This is a genomic window from Leadbetterella sp. DM7 (assembly GCF_040829825.2).
Classification (GTDB): Bacteria; Bacteroidota; Bacteroidia; order Cytophagales; family Spirosomataceae; genus Leadbetterella.
On record NZ_JBFOLH020000006.1, the window covers coordinates 124922 to 145974 of the forward strand.

Here is a 21053-nt window from a genome sequence, read left to right on the forward strand (position 1 = left end):
ATTATCGTAATACAAGATTAACCCGGCGGCCTTCCAGCTGCACATCGGCGATCCGGCCAAAGCCGGTATGGTGAACCGTGTAGTTTTTGTTCTCCAGTACGGGCAGGGCATCCCGTAGGGTGAGGCCAATAAGGTTATGGAGGTCGGCGTCTACCTGCCGGCTTACCCAAACCACCGAGTCTTTCCCTACTATGGCAGGCCTGATCCACCCGTCGCCTGTGGGCCGGTTGTTAAAATTCAGCTTACGGGCTATCACGGCCTGGTCTGTAGCCCTGCCGGCTGCCAGCTTCCCGGCTGCCTTGCCGGCTTCGGCTTCAACGATCCGGGTCTTGTGCATTCCCATATCGTAGGCGTAGATCTTATCGGCAATGGTCTTGAAGACCGGTGCACAAACGTCGCCCCCGTATACATTCTGGCCTAACGGCTCATCAATGACCACAACACAGCTGTACCGCGGCTTATCGGCCGGGAAGTACCCGATAAACGAAGTGTAGTACAGGCCTTTCCGGTACGTGCCGTCTATTCTTTTCTGAGCCGTACCTGTTTTCCCGGCAACGGTACACTCCCCGTAGTTGATGTTCCGGGCGGTACCGTTTTTGACCACTCCCTCCATCATTTTCCGGGCCATTTCAATGGAGCTTTTCGAAGCAATCGGGGTAGACATCCGCCGGGCCTGGAAAGTGTGCACCGGCGTATTCCCCGAACGTACTTCCTTCACCAGCATGGGCTGCACCCAGTACCCGCCGTTTGCCACGGCATTGTAGAAGGCCAGCATCTGCAAAGGGGTAATGCGCGATTCATACCCGATGGCCATCCACGGAATGGTTGTACCGCTGAAGGTTTTACTCGCCGCATTTTTGATCAGCGGTGCCGGCTCTCCCCTTAGCTGAAAGCCGGTAGGCTTATCCAGGTTAAATTTCTGAAGGTAGGCGTAAAAATCGTCTGATTTCGAAAAGCCAAAGGTTCGCTTCATAAGCGCGTATACGCCTATGTTACATGATTTTTCAAAAACTTCCTGCACGGTCAGGTCGCCGTGCCGGTGTGAGCAGGTAAACGCCACGTTATTGTGCCGGAGCTCCCCGTTACAGGTTACGGCAAAATCACCGGGCTTCAGGCCCGATTTTTCCATCATGGCCAGCATAGACGCCAGCTTAAAGGTAGAGCCGGGGTCTGTGCCGCTGGTAACGGCATAATTGATATCATCACTGAAGTATGCCTGTCCGTCGGTATCCAGGTGGCGGGTCAGGTTGGCAATGGCCTTGACTTCTCCCGTTTCAATTTCCATCAGCACCACGCTCCCGTAGCGGGCCTGAGTTTTATTTACCTGGGTCCGCAATGCGCTCTCTGCAATATCCTGGAAATTCACATCGAGGGTCGTGACCACATCCAGGCCGGGCGTAGCGGCGATATCCGATTCAAGGTCAACCGGCTTCATATACCCGCCGGGAAGCCTTTCGTAGAAACCCTTACCGTCTATACCCCTCAGGTACGTGTCAAATTCAGCTTCAATACCCGTAGCCCCGCTCCGGATGTCTTTTTTATCCAGGTTGCCGATGGTGCGTTCTGCCAGGCTGTGATAGGGATGAAACCGTATTTCTTTTTCTTCGAAAAAGCCTCCGCCCCTGGCCGGCCCCATGTCAAACAGGGGAAATTTTTCCAGCTCCGCCTTTTCTTTATAGGTCAGGCGCCTATTGTTTAATACGATATACCGGAGACCCGCATTCCGGGCATTCACGATCTTTTCTTTGTAAGCCGCCGCACTTTTATCTTTGAAATACCCGGCCAGCTTTTCTGCCAGGGAGCTGACCGCCGTTTTAAAAGCCTGGGGCCGTGCCACGGTAGGATCCAGCACCATGCGGTACTCGGGCGTGGAGGTGGCCAGGATGGAAAATCCGTCAGAGGCATAGATATTTCCCCGCTTGGCGTCAATCACCCGTTCTTTCATCTGAGTATCCCGCACCAGGTTCATGAGCTCTTCCTTTTGGGTGGTCTGGAAACGAATGATCTTAAATACAATAAGCATGGAAAGCAGCAGGAGCGTACCCCATACTTTCCATGACCTCCTGATAAAGGTGTCTTTTATTTTACTGGTTCCGGCCATGGTTATTTCGGATTTTGCATGGATATTTTGATCGGCGACTGCGCGTTGGTAAAGCCTTTTCCTTCCAGCTTTTTCTCTATTTCCGATTGCTTGCTGGCAAAAAGATAATTGGCTTTGTGCGAGATATACATGGCCCGTTTTTCTTCCAGTACTTTTTCGGCTTTTTCCGTGTTCCGGATCAGGCGGTCAAAATTATGCTGGAAATAAATATACACCACGGCTAGCATGCCTACCCACAGGATACGGGCCAGGGCTACGGGCGTCAGGCGCTCTTCCAGTCCTAATTTAAGGGTAATCCAGTCTGCAGCAGAACTTAACCAGCGTTTTCGCTTCTGGGGCCGGGCAGCCTCCTTCGACTTCCGGTGACGAAACTGATTCATGATAATTGATATTTTAGGTAAGCACTACCCAAAATTAGAAATAAAAATCTCAACTGCAACAGGGGTCTGCGCTAAAAATTCAGGGGCGGGAAATTTCCGGATTTTTTACGCCGGCTTCTCTGCTATTCTGAGCCGGGCGCTGCGCGCCCTCGGGTTGCGTGCAATTTCATCGGCGCCGGCCTCAACGGCCTTACGGGTTACCGCCTGCAACGGTTTAAGCTCGTTGCCAAAAATGTCTTTCTCCACTTCCCCGTAAAATTTTCCGCTGCGGATGAAGTTTTTCACCGGCCGGTCTTCGAGCGAATGGTACGACATCACCACCAGCCTGCCGCCGGCATTCAGCAGCCCGGGCACCTGCAGCAGGAATTCTTCCAGGGCCTGCATCTCTTCATTTACCTCTATCCGGAGGGCCTGGAATACCTGGGCAAAAAATTTATTTTCTTTGCCCCTCGGCGCCACCGGGCCCAGTACTTTTTTCAGGTCAGAGATGGTTACCAGGGGCGAACCCGTACGGGCATTCACGATGTTCCGGGCTACGGTACGGGCGTTTTTCAGCTCGCCATACATGCCGAAAATCCGGTGCAGCTGCTCTTCTGTGTATTCGTTTACGATATCTTTTGCCGTCAGGTCGCCCGAGCGGTTCATCCGCATATCGAGCTCCCCCTCAAACCGGGTGGAAAAACCCCGTTCAGCCGTATCGATCTGGTGGGAGGAGATGCCCAGGTCGGCCAGGATGCCGTCTACCTGGTTCACCCCGTATACTTTAAGGTATTTCCGGATATTCCGGAAGTTGGCCCGGATAAACGTAAAGTTTCCGGAGGTTATTTTCTCCGACTGGATGCGGGCGTCTTCGTCCTGGTCAAATCCATAAAGATGACCGGAGGTAAGGTGCTTCAGTATTTCCCGCGAATGCCCGCCGCCGCCGAAAGTGACGTCTACATAAATGCCCCCGGGCCGGATATTCAGACCCTCCAGGCATTCTGCCAGCATCACCGGGCGGTGGTATGCATATTCTTCCTCCATTTATTTCAGGGTAGCTACCGCCTCTTTAATTCTGCCGATGGCTTCGCGCAGGGAGTCTTCCGAAGCGGCCGTGGAGATACGGATACAATTGGGGGCGCCGAAGCCGGATCCCGCTACGGTAGCCACATGGGCTTTTTCCAGCAGCCACAGGGCCAGGTCATCCGAGTTCCGGATTACCGTGCTGCCGTCTGATTTTCCGAAATAATAGCTTACATCCGGGAACGCATAGAAGGCGCCTTCCGGTACATTTACTTTAAAGCCCGGAATTTCTTTCAGCAGGCCTACCACAATATTTCTCCGCTCCAGGTAGGCATTCCGCATGGTAGCGGTTACACTCAGGTCATCCCAGGCCACCACAGAAGCCCGCTGGGCAATATGGTTGGTTCCGGAGGTTACCTGTCCCTGAAGCTTTTCCACCCCGTCAACGATCCATTTGGCGGCACCGATATACCCGATCCTCCACCCGGTCATGGCAAACCCTTTGGCCATACCGTTCACCGTGATGACCCGGTCTTTTATTTCCGGTATCGAACCTATGCTGAAGTGTCCTTCTTCCCGGAAATTGATGTATTCGTAGATTTCATCGGCCAGCACAAAAACATCGGGGTGCTTTTCTACTACTTTGGCTATCGCTCTTAATTCTTCTTCGCTGTAAACGGCTCCCGTGGGGTTATTGGGCGAAGCAAACATGATCACCTTCGTTTTCGGTGTGATGGCTTGTTCCAGCTGTTCAGGAGTTACTTTAAAATCGTTTTCAAACGCTCCTTCCACAATTACCGATTTCCCTTCGGCCAGCTTTACCATTTCCGAGTAGCTTACCCAGTAGGGGGCCAGGATAACCACTTCATCACCGGGGTTCACCAGCACCTGGATCACGTTGGCCAGCGAATGCTTGGCGCCTGTAGAAACAATAACGTTCTCCGGGTTCCAGTCGATGTGGTTATCGCGTCTGAACTTTTCGGCAATTGCTTTGCGCAGTTCCGGGATACCCGCTACCGGGGTGTAGGAATGAAAACCTTTGTCAATGGCATCTTTCGCTGCCTCACAGATATGCTTTGGTGTCTTGAAGTCGGGCTCTCCGATCGACAAGTTGATCACTTTGTGTCCCTGAGCAGCCAGTTCTCTCGACTTTTTGGACATCAGAAGGGTAGATGATTCTTCGAGATTATTGATTCTGTCGGCTAATGACTGTGCCATTGCTTTATTCTAAATTTTAAGTTTTTGTAAAAGTGCACAAAATTAGGAGAATACCTTGACATGTCCGCATATAATCGTTGTTTTTACGTGCCTTCCTGCTGATTTCCGGCAAACTCCGGGAAGAAAAGAATGTATAAATTCCGTATCCTTAATGGTTAAAGTGGTACTTTTGCGGAAAAGTGCCAGCATTATGAACGAAAGGGAGGCAGGTATAGAGCGGCTGTACCCCAGGCTTCTGGGCCGGATGGGCGTTAGATACCATTATCTGATTCAGCTCCGGAAAAAGATTGAATTTGTTTTCGGGCAGTATTTCAATTTCCGGGAGTGCGTTCTGGCCGACTACGGCTGCGGGAATAAGCCCTATGAGCCGATCATCCGGCCGCATATTAAGCAATATATCGGACTGGATCTGGCCGAAAACCCGGGGGCAGACATTCCTGTTTCGCCGGAAGGCAATATCGGGCTGCCTGACGAAAGCGTGGATGTGGTGCTTTCCACGCAGGTGCTGGAGCACGTGGTCAATCCGGCCCTGTACCTCAGTGAGTCTTTCCGGATTCTGAAAAAAGGCGGTAAGCTTGTGCTGAGCACCCACGGCTACTGGATGTACCACCCGGATCCTACCGATTACTGGCGATGGACCTCCTCCGGCCTCCGGAAGGTGGTGTCGGAAGCCGGTTTTGAGATCAACTATTTTTCAGGCATCCTCGGCCGGGCAGCTATGGGTATGCAATTGCTGCAGGACGGTCTCCTGTTCAAATTTCCCCGGTTCACCCGGCCCCTGTTTGCGCTTTTTTTTCAGCCCCAGATCTGGCTGCTGGACCAGCTCAGCTCACAGGCCAGCCGGGACGCTGACGCCTGTACGTACATCCTGGTAGCAGAAAAACCGCTCTGATATGCGCCTCTGTATCCTCAAACCCAATCATAAGGCTTATTCGGAGACCTTCATTGACCGGCAGATCCGGCTTTTACAGCCGGTAAAGGTGCTGTACGAAGGCTGGTATCCTACCCTGGAAGAAGATTCAGGCCGCTCATTTTTACCTTTTCCCTTTTATATCCGTTTTTTCAGAGGTACTTTCCGCAACCTGGCACCGGCCCTTTATCATACCTGGTACACCCGGCAGCTGGAAAAATATTTCCGTAAAAACAAGATCGAAGGGGTGCTGGCCAACTATGGTCCTATGGGTGTCAGCGTGATGGAAGCCTGCAGGGCTGCGGGTATCCCGCTGGTGGTGCATTTTCATGGTTTTGATGCGCATCATTACGATACCCTTCTGAAATTCCGTGCAGCCTATAGCCGCCTGTTCACCACAGCTTCTGCCCTTATTGCGGTTTCAGGCGATATGAAGGCCAGCCTGCTGGAGCTGGGAGCAGATGAGAGCAGGGTCTGGCTCAATCCTTATGCCGTAGATGCCGGCCTTTTCCGCCAGGGTAATCCGGCCGAGACCGGGCCGGTATTTGTTTTTGTGGGCCGCTTTACGGCCAAAAAGAACCCGCTGCTGCTGCTTCGTTCATTTCAACGGGTACTGCAGGAAGCGGCCGATGCGCGGCTTATCTTAATCGGGGACGGAGGCCTGCTGGAGCCGGCCCGTGCCCTGGCCAAAGAGCTTCATATTTCTGAGCGGGTAGCGTTTCAGGGAAAGAAAAGCCCGTCAGAAGTGGCAGAAGCCCTGCAGCATGCCCGGGCGTATGTGCAGCATTCGCTGACTGCGGAGGATGGCGATATGGAAGGTACCCCTAACACGATCCTTGAGGCTTCCAGCAGCGGCTTACCCGTAATAAGTACCGCTCATGCAGGAATAAAAGAAGCGGTAATACACGGGGAAACCGGTTTCCTGGTAGCAGAAGGCGACTGGGAGGAGATGGCCTCTTATATGATCAGGCTGGCGCAAGACCCGCTTCTGGCCCGGCAAATGGGAGAAGCCGGGCGCAGGCATATGCTGGCCAATTACAGCACGGAAAGACAAACGGCAACATTCAGAAAAATATTTCAACCGGTCACACCATGATATCCAAGCTTTTAAAACCCTTCGGCTACCGGGTACAGCGAATACCCAAAGACGAAGATTTTACAGACGATGCTGATTTCCTGTCTGTTTTCAGGAAATCCAAACCGTATACCATGACCAGCATTGAGCGGATGTACAGCCTGTATACTGCGGTTAAATACGCCATTAAAAACGATATCCCCGGCGACTTCGTGGAGTGTGGCGTGTGGCGGGGCGGAAGCTCCATGCTGATTGCTCATACCCTGGCTCACCTGGGTGCTACCCACCGGAAAATTTACCTGTATGATACCTTTGAAGGGATGTCAGACCCTACGGAAGCCGACAGGGATTTTACAGGCCGGAACGCCGCTGAAATGCTGGAACAAAGCAAAGACCGGAAAGAAACGTCGGTCTGGTGCCTGGCCGGGATAGAAGATGTGACCCAAAACCTGTTTTCTACCGGTTATCCCCGGGAAAACCTGGTTTTTGTGAAAGGAAAGGTGGAAGACACTTTGCCGGGCACCTCCCCGGAAAAAATTGCATTGCTGCGCTTAGACACCGACTGGTATGAAAGTACCCTGCATGAGCTGGTTCACCTGTACCCGCTGCTTCAGAAAGACGGGATCCTGATCATAGACGATTACGGCCATTGGGAAGGCTGCAGGAAAGCGGTAGATGAATATTTTGCCGATAAAAAGCTGCTTTTGAACCGTATTGATTATACCGGCCGGATAGCCGTAAAACCCTGATCATTTTATGGGAGTCATCATCCGTGAAAGCCTCAAAACCTCCATCGTGAATTATGTGGGTGTGGTTATAGGAACCATCAACGTGCTGTTCCTGTACAATAAGCTACTGACCACCGAAGAATACGGCCTGTATGCTATCCTGCTCAGCTTCCCGGTGGTGGCGGCCGGCTTCATTAACCTCGGCATCCCGCATGTGGCCGTACGGTTTTTTAACCGCTTCGCCAATGAGGAGAAAAAGCATCACGGTATTCTTACATTTCTGCTGCTGATACCCCTGGCCGGCTTCCTGGTATTCCTGCTGGCTTTTTACGGCTTCAGGGGCTTGTTTGAGGATCTTTACCGGGAATCTCCCGCCCTGATCACCTTTTCCTGGGTTCTGCCCGTTCTGACCTTTTCCACACTCTACCAGACCGTGCTGGAAGCCTACTGCCGGGCACATCTTAAGGTGGTGGTTCCTGCAGTGGTACGCGAAATTTACATGAAATTAGCCAACTCGTTCCTGGTGATCGGGTATTATCTCGGGTGGTTCAGCCTTTCACAAATGGTAGCAGGACTGGCGGTTATTTTTGTCATCGCGCTTTTGCTGCTTCTCTTGTATATCCGGCAGCTTGGACGCCTGTTCCTGGTATGGGACTGGACCGTGGTGAAGTCGCCCGTTTTCCCGGAGATTGTGAAATACGGCCTGTGGACCATGGCCGGCGGTGCTGCCGCTACTGCGCTGCCTCACCTGGAAAAGCTTATCCTGCCCATGTTTAACGACGGGCTCACCCATACCGCCATTTTTACCATTGCCCTGAATATTGCCCTGGTGATATCCATTCCCCGCAATACCATTGCTTCTATCAGTGACCCCGTTCTGGCGCGTGCCTGGGCCGAAGGCAATACTACGGAGGTAAAGACCATTTATAGCAAATCTGCCCTGAACCTGGGTATCATCGGGCTTTTTCTCTTCCTGGGGGTATGGTGTAATATCGATTCTATTTTTGAGATTATTCCCAACCCCGACAAGTACCGGGCCGGGAAATACGTGGTGCTGCTGATCGGGCTGGCTAACGTGTTTGACATGGCTACCGGGCTAAATTCGGAGCTCCTTAAAAATTCGGCTTATTACCGGGTAGATTTCCTGATGTTTCTTTTGCGTTTTGCGGTACTCACCATTACCAATATCCTGCTGATCCCGGTGATCGGCTATAACGGAGCTGCTGCAGCCATATTTATTTCTACCCTGCTCTATAACCTGGCCAAATACCTTTTTATCTGGCGAAAGCTCGATATGCAACCGTTCAGCAGGAACACACTGATTGTAGCCGGGCTGGCCCTCTTAGCCTACGGCAGCACGCTGCTGCTGGACTGGCACGAAGGCGGCGGCCTGGTGCCGAATCTCCTGGAGATCATGGCGAAGGGCCTGGCCATTGTCTTTATTTTCGGAGGCGGAGTACTGTTTACCCGGGTTTCTCCCGATCTGAACGGGGTGGTTTTGCTGGTGAAGGAGCGGGGGGCGGCCCTTTGGAGGAAACGCTCGTGAGGGGCTGTAAATCTCATGATGCCGTTCTTTTTTCCTGGTGTACTTTGTGCCTTTTTTCTGTGGTCTTTGTGAAAAGTTTTATTTTACACAAAGACCACGAAGTAGTTTTCACAAAGTTCACTACGATCTGTGTTTATATTTGTGAGATAAGGTAAATGTTGATGATGACACTTGCACCCATTGTAATTTTCTGTTATAACCGGCCCGATCACCTGCAGAGGACCGTAGAGGCACTGGCGGCCAATTCGCTGGCAGCGCAATCAGAGCTGATTGTATTTTCTGACGGCCCGCGGAAGGAGGCAGACGAACCACAGATAGAAGCCGTAAGAGCCTACCTGGCCACTGTCAGCGGGTTCCGGTCGGTTAGGGTAGTAGCCGCACCCAAAAATAAGGGGCTGGCCCGGTCGGTGATTGAAGGAGTTACTGAAGTAGTCAATACGCACGGGAAGGTGATTGTGATGGAAGATGATCTGCTGTGTACAGCCGACTTCCTGGTTTATATGAATGAGGCACTCCATATTTTTGAAGAAAATCCGCTCGTTTTCTCTGTTTCAGGATATAGTTTTGGCATAGGCGCTGTACAAGATTACCCCGATGACACGGCCCTGGTTCTCCGGGCTTCTTCCCTGGGTTGGGGTACCTGGAAAGACCGCTGGGGAAAAACGGACTGGCAGGTCAGCGATTTTCCTGAATTTATGAATAGTACAGAAAGACAGGATCAGCTGAAAGACGCAGGAGAGGATATTCTCCCCATGATTATCAAACAGCAAAAAGGCATGATCAACTCGTGGGCCGTACGCTGGACCTACCACCATGTAAAATACGGAGGGTATTGCCTTATTCCCCTACGTTCCAAAATACGGACTATCGGCGATGACGGTTCCGGTTCCAACCCGGTTGCTGCTACCCTTCGCCAGGAACTGGACTTTGAAGAAGGAGCCCTGCGCCTCGACCCGGATATCCGGCCAAGTACAGCGATCACCCGGTTTATCCGACGGAACAACCGGCCGAGTTTATTCAGGAAAGTGATTAATTGGTGGAAGTTTAGGGTATGGTAGTTCCGAGTAGAGAGTTCCGAGTAGATACCCCCTTCTCTCCAAGACTACCTGTTTGATAAAACAGGTATTTCAGAATGAAATAATCCCATTTTTCTTATTTATGGCGTGTTTTGTACGAATTGACGGATATTGATCTTTTTGCTTCGGATTTCTACCGTGAAAGGTTCCAGGCTGGAGATCTGGCCTGCTTCTACTATAAATGCCTGCATTTTGTTCTGTATATAGGCGTTGGCGTCCAATGCACCGGTTTCCAGCTCCGCAGTGTATGTCCCGTTAGGCAAAAATGCCATAAACCGGCCGTCATTGTCGGTCACGGCCCGTTGCACGGGCACTCCGTCGCGGAGAATCCGTACACTCAGCCCACCCAATACAGGTACAAAGTCTTTGGCGGTTCGCTCATCGTAGCTGTACCGGATGCTTCCCCGTACAGAACCGGCCTGTTTGAGCGGAATTTCTACCGTTTCCCTAAATCCGTTTACCAGTATAGGGGTTTCTGTATGGAACCAGCCCGCCTGTGCCCCGGCTTTAACGGTATAGGTACCGAAAGGCAGGGATGAATAGGTAAACCGTCCGTTCTCATCGGTTATAAATACTTTATCGCCCAGGAAGATCATATAATCTGTGGCCGGGCTTTCATCCGAATCCCGCACATTGTTGCCATTTTTATCGTGGAACACAGTAACGGTCAGCTTGCTTTTCTTACCGGTAGCCGGTTTTGCCTGGTGGAGATCAAGGGTCACGCCTCCTTCCACACTGTACATGGTGCTGTTATAGGTACTGAGGGATATATTTTTAGAATACGAATAGCTGTACACCACGCTGTTCAGAAATACCGAATAGCGGTGATTTACGCGATAACGGGAATTCAGCGAGGCTGACCAGGTAGAGCCCATGATAAAGTCGCGGCTGTAATTAAGACCCGTGTTCACTGTCAGGTCATGATTCAGGTAGTCCTGGTTCCAGGAAACATTGGTCATTAATCGCCGGGTCACCTTGTTCATTTGCTGAGCAAAGTTCTGCTCACTCAGGTAGTAACCACCGTGCTGGTAGGTGGAATTCAGGTTAAAACGACCGAAGCTGTAGAAAAGCTGGGCTCTTCCCTGGGGCTCCCAGCTATCGCGGTTAAAGAGCTTCACCACCCCGTTTTCCAGCCCGAGGTTCACGTAGTGTTTCCCGTTTCTCCAGTTCAGGTTTTCTACCATCCTGTGCGCATAGGTAACGGCCCGGTCTTTGACCAGGTCGCTGTTGGCCAGGTAGGCCATGTTCCCGCTTTCTGCCTGGTATTGGTAGCCCAGGCCCAGGCCGGTTTTCCCGGTACGGGGGAAGGTATAAACACCTTCTACCCTGCCGTTACTGGTTTCCACGTTCATGGTGTAGTGATACGACCGGGGAGCGAAATCTGCATAGAATGCATTAGCCCGGAAAGCGGCCCCGCCTTTCAGCTGCCGGTTAAAGCTTTGCTGCAGGTTAATGGTCCCCCTCCGGTTACCCGGGAAATAGGACGAGCTATAGTAGAAATTGCCGGAAAGCGAATTTTTATTGACCGAACCGTTGTATTGTAACTCGGCAGAACCGGAAGGTACCAGCCCGTTTTTACCGGTATAGTCTGATAATGCTCCGTGCGATCGAACCAAAAACCGCCAGTCGTCACCCTTTTTCCACTGCCATTCGCCACCGGCCAGGTGATGCCTGGCCTGTTCCCAGCGGTCTTCCCTGAACATATAATCCAGCATCACGTTATCTTTGGCATCAGGCGCACCGATATAATCTTTAACAAACATGCTGTAGCCGTTTTCAAATAAGGGATGTGCGCTGAAGAGGTTAAACTGGTTATCTACCACTCCCACTTTAACGGTATTCTTTCCGGATTTATCTGAAACTACCGCTTTTACCCCCCTACCGAAACTAGAATATTCCAGGGGTTCATTGATATTGCCCACGGCCAGGCTGCTACGGTTATACCGGTAAGCCAGTTGGGTATTAAGGGCCATCAGCTCGTCCTGGCCTTCTATTTTGTATACAAGTCCCTGCAGGGCCAGGTTGCCAACAGGCAAATCAATATGACCACCTCCCATCACCTGGTACATAGTACTCTGGCCAAATTGCCGGTAACTGAGTGTAATATCTCCCGGAATGTACGTGTTGTCGTACAATAATGGAGCTGACCAGGTATTGTCTACAAACCGGCGCGACGAGATCACGCTTTGCACACCCAGGCTCACACTCCCGAATGTCTGTTTACCGGGACCATACAGGCCGCTGATGTTGACATACGCCACGCTGCTTTCGTTCCATTGAATATCTGACGGCAGCACCTTCAATACAAACAGGCTGTCGCGGCCGGCCCTTACCAGGCCTCTGAGCTCATAAAATGATTTCCCGCCCCGGTTAAGCGGCACACCTATCACCACGGTAACGGGCTGATCGGTATTGCCCCGGTTGTGAACCCGTGCCCCCAGGGCCACCGAGTCGGCCATGTTTGTGATCATCAGGAAGGGCTGGTCCAGGCTTAGCTGCAGATTAACGTTTTCTGTTACCGGGATACGGGTACTTCCTTTTTCCACTTCCCGGTTGTATTGGTCTTTCAGCGTATAGTCGATCCGGTTTTCTCCTGCCGGTACCGTACCGCCTATCATAAACACGGCGGGCACAAACAGGGTATCCCCGCTATTCATGGTTACATTAATCCGCTCCCCGGAAATGCTCCTGACCCCCGGCGGTACTTTCACCACCAGGTCGCCGGTAAATTTCCTTTCCGACCGGTTGACGAAGCGGAGGGAGGTCCGTACAATTTTGCTGCCCGAATAGTCCAGTACGGCAGGCATATCGGCCTCTACACGGGCCAGGGGCGGAAGCGCCGGCGGCACCTCTCCCGGTACTTCTTCCGGTATAGCTACCGGGATCTCTGAGGCAATGGCTTCGGCCGTATCTACCGGTGTTACCGGCCGGGTTATTTCATTTCCTGAAATAGCAGATTTCAGAATATTTTCATCCTGTTCTATTTGATTTTCAGGATCTATATCTTGCGTTGGAGGATCTTTTTTTGCCGGCATAACGGCTTCAGGAACCGTTACCCGGGGCACCGGGATCGCTTCCGGTAAATCGGTATTTTCGTGTATGACGGAATCGACGGGCTGAGCGACCGGCTCTTCAGGGACCTCCTGCCGGGGCGCTTCGGGCTGCGGTAAAGAGTTCCCCTGCCACTCCCACAAGAAGGGGGCGGCAAATGCTGCAGCCAGCAGCAGGATCCCTATGTACTTTAACCCGGTTTTTTTCATTGCGCCAAAATGGTATACTGCAGCGTGGTGGTATAGTTCGTTTCTGCTTGCTGGTTATCTTTATAGGCGTAGAGCAGTTTATCTTTCTGGGCCATGTTAATGGAATACCCCACATTAAAATCCAGGTTACTGTTGCCCGTAGAATTTCCTTTGGCTATGCGTTGCGCACTGGTAGAAAGAATCACCGGGTTAAGCTCCGTAACTCCCGATCCACCGCCTGAAAGCTGTACCTTGAGCACGTCAAGGTCAATGTTGTTCCCGTTATACGAAAAATGAGGCGTACCGGAGCTGGCATTCACCATCACCTGGTAAGCCGCATTGGTATTTACCGTGAGTCCGTTATTATACGTAACACTGGTTCCGTTTTCGTAATCGGAGCGCGATTGCAGGGTGAGGACACCGTTACGGGCTCCCCCGTTCACGGTAAGACTAAAGTTATTCTGGTTCGGAGGCGTGCCGGAGAGCTCAGCAATTTGTACGGTGTGTTCTAAAGGTAAGGTGCCCACCAACTGATTATTATTGTTATAAAAGCGGAATTCAATAGTGAACTTGTACTCGCCCCATTTTTTAAGTGTTCCCAAATAACTTCCCCCCAGAATAGTCCAATCAAAATAAAAATACCATTGATAGTATTTGTTCTGTGTATCATTATATAATGGCGCAGAAGACTGAGTTACCAAATCCTGCTCATATGTATTAAGAATAACATTAGGGTAAAAACCAATTTGAGATACACTTGGTACCGGAGGTGGGTTTGCAGTCCCTGAAGTATAGCTTGGTTGTAAGCTTACTTTGTCAGCCGGGAAAACTTTTCCGTCAATGGGTATCTGGCTGGTTATCTTTGCTGTAATTCTCCAATTAGGCATATTAACCACATTCTGCCCATCCAAAACAAGCCATATTACAGCCTGTCTGCTATTACCACTATAATTACTAATTGTAATATACCCTTGCCTGTCTCCAGTGAGCCTTTGTGCTTTAACTGTTACTGTTAATGCCAAAAAACCAAATAACACTATCCAACGCTTATTCATACGTAAATTTCAATTCGGCTGCTTCCATTTCTGAATCACTTCCAAAGTCCATCATAATGGTGGCCGTATAATTTCCTTTCGCCAAATCTTTGGGAAGAGGAATTTTTACTACCCGTTTATCACCGGGCAGGGTTCTGAAACCAGCTTCCTCTATTTTTACTGATTTCCCGGTACCTGTATTCAGCAGATCTGTATAAATTACGCCATCGGTCCATACATTACCCTGGTTTTGAAATGCTAATGCTAGTCCACCTTCCTTAGAGTCAAATTTCAGGTCCGTAATCTCCAGCTTTTTGACTTTAGCCAGACCGGTAGGTCGGCAGTACAATTTGATACCAGAGCGCACGCTGAGTTTAATCTGCGACCCTTGAGCGTTCACATCGTCTACAGGATTCATTTGAGTTACAAAAAGTAATGCCGTATAGACAGTTGTCTTCGGGTCTACTATAGCCGGGATATTGACATTTATCGTCAGATCCCGTGTCTCTTCTGGCTTTAGTGAAAAATAAGATCCTTCACTGATAGTTACCCATTTAGCAAAAGAATTTGACAGAGAGTCAGCCGGGAGGATAAGATTATCACCGTTTTCGTTATAAGCCCAATCGGCCAGGCTTATCGACAAGTCTAATACCGTACTCTTGCTGGCATTGGTTATACTCACCTTTTCAACAGCCGTCTGGCCCGGGGCTGTTTCAAAATAAACACGCGGAGGAGAGACCGAAATACCGGTTTGTGCATTACAGAAAATAACACTTCCCCATAGGAGACAAAATGTTAAAAAGCTCGTTTTCATTGCTGTTTTTAAGATAAAAGGGTGCTGCAAGCCCAGCCCACAACACCCTTATCTTACAAAACTACGAAAATTATTTTATTAATCAGCTACGATAGTATAGGTAACTGTAGCCTTGTAGACATTTTCACTTGCGTCACGTCCTTTACTGAACATATTAATGTATGCGTCATCACCTGCACCCTCATATGTAATGTTAAAGTTTTTATCTCTACCTCCTTTTGTACTTTTGATAATCTGTTTATCACTATTGGAAAGGTTTTGCTTTGTATAAGTGAGATCGCCTCCTACTGGTGCTGCTGACCCATCAGTTGCTACAACAGAAACCGTTGAGGCTTCGATTACTTCAGCGTCTTTAGCGTTTGTAAAATCACCCCCGGTCTTTGCATTTATAACAAAACCTCCCGTGCTAAAGACAGTTAAGTGGTTCGCTTGTGCTAGCGAACTAACCCCATTAGCATAATCATTTTTTGTGGTATAAACCAAATTAATTGTATTTTGTCCTGGGTTTACTACTAACGTATAAACAGGTTGAAGTTTAATGTTTACAGTCACATCGGCTGTTGTCTGCGCATTTGCGGTTCCTACAAAAACTACAGAAATTAGTGTTACGGCGGCTAAAATTGTCTTTTTCATCGATCTTATTTGGTTTTACCCATTTATTGTTTTAACTTGTTTTTTTATATATCCTGTTCGTCAGGATGTGTATGTCCATTACAAAGCATGTGCCAAATTTTCAATATTGGCCGAATTTCCTATTTTTATTCGAAAGTTTATACGTTTTCTTTTTATTCTCCTATTAAAAAGGGGGTGTTTTCACGGGGTCAGGCTATTCAAAACGCAGGAACGGTCCGGCCGGGCGGCCGGAACTCAGAAATCAGCTGTATTTTACATGCAAAAAAGCCCCGGTTATTTCAGGGCATCCCATAAAATTTCGACGGGATGGAGGGCGCGGCGATGGGTGCCGTCGTGAATCTGGTGGCGGCAGGAAGTTCCCGCAGCAGCAATGATCACGTCTTCGGGTTGCTGGCGTACGGTGGGGAACAGCACCAGCTCTCCTATTTTCATCGACAGGTCGTAATGCTCTTTTTCATACCCGAAAGAACCGGCCATACCGCAGCATCCGCTGGGAATCAGTTGTACTTCATAGTTTTTGGGGAGCCCCAGCATTTTTTTTGCGGGAATCATGGAGCTCACCGCCTTCTGCTGACAGTGTCCGTGCAGCTTTATCAATCGTTTTTCATCGGTGAACAGCGAGGCGTCAAGCTCTTTCCGGTCTACCAGCCCGCCAATGAATTCTTCAAAGGTAAATACATGCTTAGCCAGCTCAGCCGCACGCCCGGCCAGGTGCCCGCTCACCAGGTCGGGGTATTCATCGCGGAAGGTGAGAATGGCGCTGGGCTCTATTCCGATTAGCGGGCGGGGCATTGTATCCAATGGCTCAACGGCTCCAACTCTATCTCCAAACAGCTGCACATTGGCATCTGCCAGCTCCCTGGCCTTTGTCAGCAACCCTTTGGAAAGGTACGAGCGGCCCGAGTCGGCATGCTCTTCCACCCTTACGGAGAACCCGAGCTTCACCAGCAGCTGTACGGCCTTTTTGCCGATCTCCACATCGTTATAGTTGGTAAACTCGTCTATAAAGAGGTATACCTGCCGGTCAGTATGGCCTGCCTGCCTGCCGTATTCTTTTTTGAACCAGGCTTTCAGCGTAGTATCTGACAGCAGAGGCATGGTTCGTTCAGGGTGGAAACCCACCAGGCGGTTAGCCATTTTTCGCAACCCTGTATTTTTAAAGATAAAATTGTAGGCGCCGGGCAGCAGGGCCGCCAGCTTATTCAACCGGGGGTAGTTTCCCACAAGCCACGAACGGAGGGGCACCCCGTTATCTTTATAGTATTGGTGCAGGAATTCCATTTTCAGCTTGGCCATATCCACGTTCGAGGGGCATTCGGCCTTACAGGCCTTGCAGGCCAGGCAAAGATCCAGCACCTCTTTGACCTCTTCCGAGTCAAAACGGTTCATCTTATCTGAGCGGGTCAGGGTTTCGCGCAGAATATTGGCCCGGGCGCGGGTGGTATCCCTTTCATTTTTGGTGGCCATATACGACGGACACATGGTGCCCCCGCTCAGGTGACTTTTCCGGCAGTCGCCCGAACCGTTACACTGTTCAGCGTGCTGCAGGATATCCTGGTCTTTAAAACGGAACGCCGTTTTGAATTCCGGTGTTTTCTGACCCGGGAAATAACGCAGGAACTCGTCCATGGGCGGAGTATCTACTATTTTCCCGGCATTGAATATGTTTTCCTTATCCCATACGTCTTTGAGCTCTTTAATAAGCCCGTAGTTATGCTCCCCTATCTGTTCTTTGATAAACTCTCCCCGCAGGCGGCCGTCGCCGTGCTCGCCCGAGAGCGACCCCCTGTATTTTTTCACCAGGGCCGAAATCTCCTCCGCAATGAGCCGGAACTGCGCTTTGCCTTCATGGGTTTTCAGGTTAATAATAGGGCGCAGGTGGAGCTCGCCGGTGGCGGCATGTGCATAATGTACGCAAAACATTCCGTTTTTATCCAGAATACGGTTAAATTCAATGATGAATTCAGGAAGGTCGTGTACATCTACGGCTGTATCTTCAATAACGGCTACGGCCTTTTCGTCGCCCGGCAGGTTAGAGAGCAGCCCCAGGCCGGCTTTGCGCAGCGACCAGATCCTTTTCACATCGTCACCAAGGATCAGCGGGAAATCATAGCCGAAGCCCGATTCTCTCATTTCTGCTTCCAATGCTGCGGCTACGCTGTAGATTTCCTCTTCGTTATCTCCTGTCAGCTCCACGCAGAGAATAGCACCGGGATCGCCGTTCACAAAGAAGCGGTTGGCCGACTGCTCCCTGTTGGATTTCGTACATTCCAGGATATAATGGTCGATCAGCTCTACCGCACCGGGCCGGTATTTCAAAGCAATAAGATTGGCCCGCAGCGACTCATCTACCGTATGACAATGAACGGCTACCACCCCACTGTACTTCGGAGGCAGGGCGTTCACGTGGATCTTCAGCTCGGTAATAAACATAAGCGTGCCCTCTGAACCGGCTATCAGCTTGCAGAAGTTGAATGTTTCACGGCTGCCTTCGGTAAATACCTCGGTTTCCAGGAGCTCGTCAATGGCGTACCCCGTATTTCGCCGGGTGATGGTGCGCTTGGGAAACTCCGACCGGATGCTGTCCTGGTTGTCCAGGTTATTGAGTGTCCGGAATATATGGACATATATCCGGTCTTCGAGTGACCAGGCGCTTTGCTTCTTTTCGTGAATGCTCCTGATCTTCTGAATAAATTCTGCTTTGGGAAGGTCTTTAAAGGTAACAAAGCTGCCGTCGCTAAGATAGCCGCTGACCTCCAGGAGGTGTTCACGGGCACTCCCGTATACAACCGAATTGGACCCGCACGAGTTATTGCCCACCATACCGCCGATCATGGCCCGGTTGGCCGTAGACGTTTCCGGCCCGTAATACAGCCCATAAGGCTTCAGGTACATGTTCAGCTCATCTCTGACCACCGCCGGCTGCAGGCGTACCCACGATGCTTCGGGGTTGACTTCCAGGATACGGGTAAACGTACGGGAAACATCCACCACGATCCCCCTTCCTACCACCTGGCCGGCCAGGGAGGTTCCGGCCGTACGGGGAATCAGGGTAACGCGGTAGCCGTGCGCAAAACGGATCAGCGCCTCCACGTCTTTCTCATCCGCCGGGAAAACCACTCCCAGCGGAATTTCGCGGTAAGCCGACGCGTCTGTAGCGTACAGTATTTTGGTTACCTTATCGGTACGGATCTCCCCCTTAAAATTCTTCTCCAGGTCTGCCCAGTGTAAAGCCATTGCTCTCTTCCCGTTTTCGGCATTAAAAATACGAACATTTTGGAGGGAGAGGAAGAAATTTTTGACGGCATTCCAACCTTTCCCGCTGAAAAGGGGTCTTTCCGATACGATCTGTAATCCCGATATAACTATGTTGCGAAAAATTTTACCTTTTCTGATACTGGCCGCTCTGCAGTGGAGCTGTTCAGATGAATGTACGCAAACGCGGACCTACACCGTGTGGATACCTTTTACAGTGGGGTACGAAACGGTCAGGAACGGCATTGCCAGCGCTGAGCCGCAAGACCTCAAAGAACCCGGTAAGATTTATGCCTATAAGCAGTACCTGCTGATCGGTGAAGTGAAAAAGGGTATACACGTGATTGATAATTCCGATCCCCGATCTCCCCGGCCGGTGTCGTTCATTAAAATCCCAGGGGTGCTGGATTTTGTGGTGAAGAACGAGATGCTGTATGCCGACAGCTACATGGACCTGGTGTCGCTGGACCTGAGCGATCCCCTGCATATAAAAGAAACCGGCCGGAAAACCGGGATGTTCAACCGGGGAATCTGGAACGGGCGATCGTGGTATTATGACTCCCGCACCCAAACCATCACCGATTACACCAAAGAAGTACGAACCGAAAGCTACAAAACCAACTGCGGCAATGACGAGCCCCGGTTCATTGGCATGGGAGGCAGCTATGACCAGCTGAGCCTCAATTCCGGGTCTTCCGGTTCGCAGGGTTCTCCGGGCGGAGATGTGGCCGGCCAGGGCGGCTCTATGGCCCGGTTTACGCTGTATGATCATTTCCTGTACACTGTAACCGATACTGACCTGATGGTTTTTGATATCAGCAACCCGGCTATGCCTGATTCTACCGGCAAGATCAACCTGGGCTCCGGTATAGAAACCATTTTCCCGTATCGTGACCTGCTGTTCATCGGCTCAAATACGGGCATGTATATCTATGACAATCAAAACCCCGAAAAGCCGGAACGCATGAGCATCTTCTCCCATGCCCGCGCCTGTGACCCGGTAGTGGCCGAGAACGACCGCGCCTACGTAACGCTGCGCTCAGGTCCCTGCGGTGCAGCTCAGAACCAGCTTCAGATCATCAATATCACCAATCTGCAGGCTCCTTTCCTGGTCAAGGCCTACCCGATGCAGCAGCCCCACGGCCTTTCCGTAAGCGGGAAGACCCTCACCCTCTGCGAAGGAACTTACGGGTTGAAATCATTTGACATTACCAATGAGAATTCCATCAAAGAGCTGCAGCACATCACCGATCACCACGCTTTTGATGTGATCCAGCTGAGCGGGGACATCCTCCTGGTCATTGGCGACGACGGTTTCTACCAGTACAGCAATGCCAACCCTTCCCAGTTACAACTCTTAAGTAAAATTGCTAAAAAATGAAGAAGATATATGTGATATTGCTTTTCCTGGCGTTTTCTGCCAGCGCGCAGGAACGGGAAGTAAAGACTTCAAAGTTTGTCAACCAGACCGAAATAGCGTTACTGGCCGGCAGAAGCTATACGGGGCCGGGCAATTACTGGCCTTCTTATCTGTCGAGCTATTACCCGACTACCTATATTCCCACGTACACCCGGGGCAACACAGGCACTTTAAGCGTTCAGACCTTTAACGGCTGGCGTGTAAAGCCCCGTACAGCCCTGGGACTGACCACCGGCCTGGATGCGTACCAGGGTGCGCTTATTATGCCGGTGGCAGCCGGAATCCGCCAGATCCTGTTTGAGAAGGGGCCCACCCTTTCCAAATTCCAGGCCTCTCTTGACCTGGGCACGGGTACGTTGTGGCTCGACGGCGAAGAGGGGGTATCGAAAAAAGGCGGACTGATGGTCAACCCGGCCGTAGGTTTTGTATTTCCAACCCGCTCGGGCTCTGCCTTCCTGCTGAATTTCGGGTACAAATACCAGTATTACCGCATTACCACCGCCTATGACAAGGAAAATTTCACGGAAGAAACACGGAATATAAAGAGGCTGCAGCTCAGGCTGGGATTCCAGTTCTGATATACGTTTCGGGGCATCGGAGCGTTAAATAAGAAGAGGGGCCT

At 50.8% G+C, this 21053-nt stretch carries 16 protein-coding genes; 7 read left to right on the top strand and 9 right to left on the bottom strand.

Going from position 1 to position 21053, the window contains the following annotated elements; translation table 11 throughout:
- Position 1: 1 nt before the first annotated feature.
- The 4 genes from AB2U10_RS09285 to AB2U10_RS09300 all read right to left on the bottom strand — a co-directional run bounded on the left by AB2U10_RS09285 (position 2) and on the right by AB2U10_RS09300 (position 4701).
- Complete coding sequence (locus AB2U10_RS09285) at positions 2-2101, bottom strand: peptidoglycan D,D-transpeptidase FtsI family protein (protein WP_367913813.1); 2100 nt, start codon at positions 2099-2101, stop codon at positions 2-4.
- Positions 2102-2103: 2 nt separating this feature from the next.
- Complete coding sequence (locus AB2U10_RS09290) at positions 2104-2481, bottom strand: FtsL-like putative cell division protein (RefSeq protein ID WP_367913814.1); 378 nt, start codon at positions 2479-2481, stop codon at positions 2104-2106.
- 105 nt (positions 2482-2586) lie between these two features.
- A complete protein-coding gene (rsmH, locus tag AB2U10_RS09295) occupies positions 2587-3504 on the bottom strand; it encodes a 16S rRNA (cytosine(1402)-N(4))-methyltransferase RsmH (protein ID WP_367913815.1) in 918 nt (305 codons plus the stop codon).
- On the bottom strand, positions 3505-4701 hold the full coding sequence (locus tag AB2U10_RS09300) for a pyridoxal phosphate-dependent aminotransferase (protein WP_367913816.1): 1197 nt from the start codon (positions 4699-4701) through the stop codon (positions 3505-3507). It lies immediately after the preceding gene.
- A gap of 190 nt (positions 4702-4891) precedes the next feature.
- On the opposite strand from AB2U10_RS09300, the gene AB2U10_RS09305 reads away from it, so the two are divergent.
- From AB2U10_RS09305 to AB2U10_RS09325, 5 genes are all read left to right on the top strand, one after another.
- Positions 4892-5593 (top strand): class I SAM-dependent methyltransferase, encoded by a 702-nt coding sequence (locus AB2U10_RS09305; protein WP_493820422.1) that lies wholly within the window; start codon positions 4892-4894, stop codon positions 5591-5593.
- Between the two features lies 1 nt (position 5594).
- Positions 5595-6707: a glycosyltransferase gene (locus AB2U10_RS09310; RefSeq protein WP_367913818.1), complete on the top strand. Its 1113-nt coding sequence runs from the start codon at positions 5595-5597 to the stop codon at positions 6705-6707.
- Entirely contained in the window at positions 6704-7435 is a 732-nt protein-coding gene (locus AB2U10_RS09315) for a TylF/MycF/NovP-related O-methyltransferase (RefSeq protein WP_367913819.1), read from the top strand. Before AB2U10_RS09310 ends, AB2U10_RS09315 begins: the two co-directional genes overlap by 4 nt.
- A 7-nt stretch (positions 7436-7442) precedes the next feature.
- Positions 7443-8960, top strand: coding sequence for an oligosaccharide flippase family protein (locus AB2U10_RS09320; protein ID WP_367913820.1), 1518 nt, complete (start codon positions 7443-7445; stop codon positions 8958-8960).
- A gap of 161 nt (positions 8961-9121) precedes the next feature.
- Positions 9122-10018, top strand: a complete 897-nt coding sequence (locus tag AB2U10_RS09325; protein WP_367913821.1) for a glycosyltransferase — start codon at positions 9122-9124, stop codon at positions 10016-10018.
- A gap of 98 nt (positions 10019-10116) precedes the next feature.
- Here the strand turns inward: AB2U10_RS09325 and AB2U10_RS09330 are convergent, their stop codons facing one another.
- From AB2U10_RS09330 to AB2U10_RS09350, 5 genes are all read right to left on the bottom strand, one after another.
- Positions 10117-13296 (bottom strand): hypothetical protein, encoded by a 3180-nt coding sequence (locus AB2U10_RS09330; RefSeq protein WP_367913822.1) that lies wholly within the window; start codon positions 13294-13296, stop codon positions 10117-10119.
- On the bottom strand, positions 13293-13877 hold the full coding sequence (locus AB2U10_RS09335) for a hypothetical protein (protein WP_367913823.1): 585 nt from the start codon (positions 13875-13877) through the stop codon (positions 13293-13295). The genes AB2U10_RS09330 and AB2U10_RS09335 overlap by 4 nt, the downstream gene beginning before the upstream one ends.
- Before the next feature lie 445 nt (positions 13878-14322).
- Entirely contained in the window at positions 14323-15123 is an 801-nt protein-coding gene (locus AB2U10_RS09340) for a fimbrial biogenesis chaperone (RefSeq protein WP_367913824.1), read from the bottom strand.
- Between the two features lie 78 nt (positions 15124-15201).
- Positions 15202-15756, bottom strand: a complete 555-nt coding sequence (locus tag AB2U10_RS09345; RefSeq protein WP_367913825.1) for a hypothetical protein — start codon at positions 15754-15756, stop codon at positions 15202-15204.
- A 273-nt stretch (positions 15757-16029) separates the two neighbouring features.
- Positions 16030-18993: an FAD-binding and (Fe-S)-binding domain-containing protein gene (locus AB2U10_RS09350; RefSeq protein WP_367913826.1), complete on the bottom strand. Its 2964-nt coding sequence runs from the start codon at positions 18991-18993 to the stop codon at positions 16030-16032.
- Between the two features lie 130 nt (positions 18994-19123).
- On the opposite strand from AB2U10_RS09350, the gene AB2U10_RS09355 reads away from it, so the two are divergent.
- Positions 19124-20392: an LVIVD repeat-containing protein gene (locus AB2U10_RS09355; protein WP_367913827.1), complete on the top strand. Its 1269-nt coding sequence runs from the start codon at positions 19124-19126 to the stop codon at positions 20390-20392.
- Positions 20389-21009, top strand: a complete 621-nt coding sequence (locus AB2U10_RS09360) for a hypothetical protein (RefSeq protein WP_367913828.1) — start codon at positions 20389-20391, stop codon at positions 21007-21009. The genes AB2U10_RS09355 and AB2U10_RS09360 overlap by 4 nt, the downstream gene beginning before the upstream one ends.
- Positions 21010-21053 lie beyond the last annotated feature (44 nt).